The 2,885-nt window shown below is 58.5% G+C and carries 2 protein-coding genes; both read right to left on the minus strand.

Annotation, left to right across the window (positions count from 1 at the left end):
• On the minus strand, positions 1 to 2,409 hold a 2,409-nt coding region (locus AC1D0Z_RS18825; protein WP_477659715.1), incomplete at its 3' end, for a two-partner secretion domain-containing protein.
• Between the two features lie 37 nt (positions 2,410 to 2,446).
• Positions 2,447 to 2,885: ShlB/FhaC/HecB family hemolysin secretion/activation protein (locus AC1D0Z_RS18830; RefSeq protein WP_477659716.1), on the minus strand; the 439-nt coding region annotated here is incomplete at its 5' end.

The following is a 2,885-nucleotide window of genomic DNA, read 5'->3' on the forward strand; positions in this document are numbered from 1 at the left end:
GGTGTAGTCGGAGCTGTCACCGGGGACACCGCGTGTCTTGACCACCATCGCGACTCCGGTGCCCGTGTTGGAGCTGTAGCCGGAGTTTTTAACCACAACATTGTCCAAAGTCAGGCTATTGAAATCATCGAACTTGAGGTTGATGTCGATGCCCGCACCGGACTGGTGAAAACTGGTCGAACCTGCATCGGGGTTGCCCAAGTTGCCGGCATTGGTGACAGTGACATTTCTCATCGTGAGGTTGTCCGCTGTTTCAAAGTACAAGCCCTTGTAGCCCGTCCCTTCGACGGTAACATTTTCGAAAAGCGCATTCTTGAAGGAGGCCTTCCCCGCCCCCGCGCCGTCGTAGCCGTTAAGAATATTGACGCCGATCACTCCACCGGTGATGGTGCTGTTGAGCATGCGGAAGTTGTCCGCTTTGACGTCGGTCCCGCTGCGAACGCTGTACTGGTTGTTATTGAAGGCAACCCGGTCAATCGTCACGTTATTAGCCGTATCCCTCAGATGAACGCCGTAGTAGGAGTCATTGATTGACAGGTCGGACAGCGTGACACCCGAGGCCCTGATGGCTACCGCATCACCGCTTGCAGCCGAAAGGCCTTTCACAACGGTCTGCCCTATGCCCGCGCCATCCAGCGTCAGGGATTTTGTGATGTTCACGGCGCCCGTGTATGTGCCGGCTGCCACGTTCACCGTGCCGCCCGTGACCACGGCGTCTACGCCGCCCTGAATCGTGCCCAATGGCTGTCGGTCGTTGCCAAGGCCATTGCCAAGATTGAAATCGTCTGCAGCGGTGAAGTTCGCGCCTGAACTGACAGTAACGTGCGAACGGTTGCCAAATTGCGGTGTGGATCCCAAGAGTCCGTTGACGCCGTAGCGGCGATCAAGAATATGCATATTACCGTTGGCCGTCGACATGGCCATCACACCGGCGCCGTACTGCGCTTCGCTGACATTCGGGGCAACAAAATAAGAACCATTCGTCACGCCGTCCAGAAAAATGATGTCCCATTCATTGCCCAACGAACCTCTGGAGTTGCCCGACATAGTGACATCGTTCGAACGCACAAGAATGGCGCCCTTGGTGTTTTCAATGGTGTTGCCGGTGATGGCGGCCGCGGCGTTGGTAACCTGAATCCCGCTCCGGAGATTTGTGATGGTGTTGTTGCGTATGGTCGCACCAGTTACGCCTGGGGCAACCTTGACACCGGTCGTACTTAGGTTGGTCCAGTTGATAGTGGCATAGTTCTGACTGTTAGGGCCCRTGATCTGCATACCATCAAGYGTCACACCATTGGCGGTGATGTCTATTCCGGTCTTTCCCTCCTGCACGATGATGTTGGCACCATTCGTACCTGTCAATGTCAGGTTGGCCTTGTTCAAGGCAACCTGTTCGATGTAGGTTCCACCATGAACATCCACAGAACCGCCCGCCCCTGGCGTTCCGGTCTTGGAAATGTTTACGGCGTCCTGGATGCGTGCGCCACTGTACACATCCACCTGGCTTGCATTGCCGCTGACCTGCGGTGCATCGAGCGCCGACTTGAGCGCCACCGTATGGCCGTTGACGACGATGGCATTGCTCGCCTGCTGCACACCCTCCAGGTTGATGACACCGGACAACAGGTTGGCGGCATCGCCCACACCCATTAAAAGGGTGGCGCCGTTCAGGCTGGCGTGGGACATATTGGACACGCTTGTACCCGTTGCCCCGCCTGGTATGGCGAACTCATAAAGCCCACCGTTGAGCGAAACCGTAGCGGCGGTCGATCCGCCCAGGGCGATCGTGCCGCCGGTGGCCGTGATGTTGCCGTGGTTGGTGACCGACGGCGCGACCAGGGCAACCAGGCCGGCATTTTGCGCGGTGCTGTTGATGCTGCCGTGGTTGGTGATACTGCCGGTGGCCCCGGTGATCTGTGCGCCGCCGGTATTGATGAAGTTGTTGACGTCAATATTGCCTGTGGTGGCAATGAGCGCACCTACATTGATCACCGCGTTCTGCCCGAACATCACGCCGTTAGGGTTCATCAGCATCACCGTCCCGTTGGCCGACAGGCTGCCCAGTATTTGTGAAGGGCTGGCGTCACCGGTCACGCGGTTAAGCATCGCCGACGATGCGCCAGGCTGAATGATCTCCACTATTTTTCCGGGATTGATGTTGAAGGAGCCCCAGTCAACCACCGAGCGGTTGCCTGCCTGGATGGTGAGCTGGTTACCCGACACCGAGCCCGTGGCCGTACCGGAAAACACCGTACCGTTCTGGGGAAGACCCGCGCCGCCGGTGATGTCAACGGTCCAGCCGGGTGGCGAAAAAAGCATCGCCACGGCGGCCGGAAGGGCCTTCAGCGCAAATGACCGCCGACGCCGGACCGAAGGCGAAAGGTGCAGGGAGTTCAGGCTAGCGTTCATGGATTACCTCCTGAGGCAAAAAAATAGGGAACAAACATCAAAAGCGCACCAGCAACGAACCCAGCAACCGCGGGTCTTTGCCGTGGGACTGGTAGCTCGCAATGGGTTTGGTCAGCGGCCAGGCGATCTCCAGCGCAGCCACCACATTCCGCGGAAGAAAAAGGCGAGTGCCCAGTCCTGCCGACGCCAGACTCTGRCTGTTGGGCGTGCCCGCACAAGTACAGCCCACCTTCCAGACCTTGCCGATGTCATAGAAGGCAAAGAGCTGCCATGACCTGAAGCCTGCAACATCTGACGAACCTGAATAGCGGGGTTCAGCGCGAAAAGCCAACCCGCGCTCCCCCACCAGCTCCGCAGGCTCGTAGGCTCGCCCGAAACGCCGGCCGCCCACCGCATACTGCTCCGACGACAACAAGGGGGTGTTAGCCCATTGCCCCCCAAGACCGATCGTCAGGGAGACGTTGGAAGCCAGAGAC

The sequence above is a fragment of the Polaromonas sp. P1_E3 genome, assembly GCF_056405935.1.